The following is a 909-nucleotide window of genomic DNA, read 5'->3' as shown; positions in this document are numbered from 1 at the left end:
ATGCTGATTGCTCAGCGTCCCTCTCTCACCGAAGAGGTCGTCGAGGAGTACCGTTCCCGGTTCGTCATCGAGCCGCTGGAGCCCGGCTTCGGCTACACCCTCGGTAACTCTCTGCGTCGTACGCTCCTGTCCTCGATTCCGGGTGCGGCGGTCACCAATATCCGGATCGACGGCGTTCTGCACGAGTTCACCACCGTGCCGGGTGTCAAGGAGGACGTCACCGACCTCATCCTCAACATCAAGCAGCTGGTCATCTCCTCCGAGCACGACGAGCCGGTGGTGATGTACCTGCGCAAGCAGGGTCCGGGTGTGGTGACCGCCGCGGACATCGCGCCGCCGGCCGGTGTCGAGGTGCACAACCCGGATCTGGTCCTGGCCACGCTGAACGGCAAGGGCAAGCTGGAGATGGAGCTGACCGTCGAGCGCGGTCGCGGCTATGTCTCGGCGGTGCAGAACAAGCAGGTCGGGCAGGAGATCGGCCGGATTCCGGTCGACTCGATCTACTCGCCGGTACTGAAGGTCAGCTACAAGGTCGAGGCGACCCGTGTCGAGCAGCGCACGGACTTCGACAAGCTGATCGTCGACATCGAGTCCAAGCCGTGCATGCGCCCGCGTGACGCGGTGGCCTCGGCCGGCAAGACCCTGGTCGAGCTCTTCGGCCTGGCCCGCGAGCTGAACATCGACGCCGAGGGCATCGACATGGGCCCGTCCCCGACCGACGCCGCCCTGGCCGCGGACCTGGCGCTGCCGATCGAGGAGCTGGAGCTGACGGTCCGCTCGTACAACTGCCTCAAGCGCGAGGGCATCCACTCGGTGGGCGAGCTGGTGGCCCGCTCCGAGGCGGACCTCCTCGACATCCGCAACTTCGGCGCCAAGTCGATCGACGAGGTCAAGGCGAAGCTGGCCGGC

1 protein-coding gene is annotated in these 909 nt (G+C 66.3%); it reads left to right on the top strand.

Going from position 1 to position 909, the window contains the following annotated elements; genetic code table 11:
• A partial coding sequence (locus H5J30_RS35720; protein ID WP_181791933.1) for a DNA-directed RNA polymerase subunit alpha occupies nt 1-909 on the top strand: 909 nt, incomplete at its 3' end.

The organism is Streptomyces phytophilus (assembly GCF_013870535.1).
GTDB lineage: Bacteria > Actinomycetota > Actinomycetes > Streptomycetales > Streptomycetaceae > Streptomyces > Streptomyces phytophilus.
Note: the sequence above shows the minus strand (reverse complement) of the source record. Positions and strands in the feature narration are given on the sequence as shown.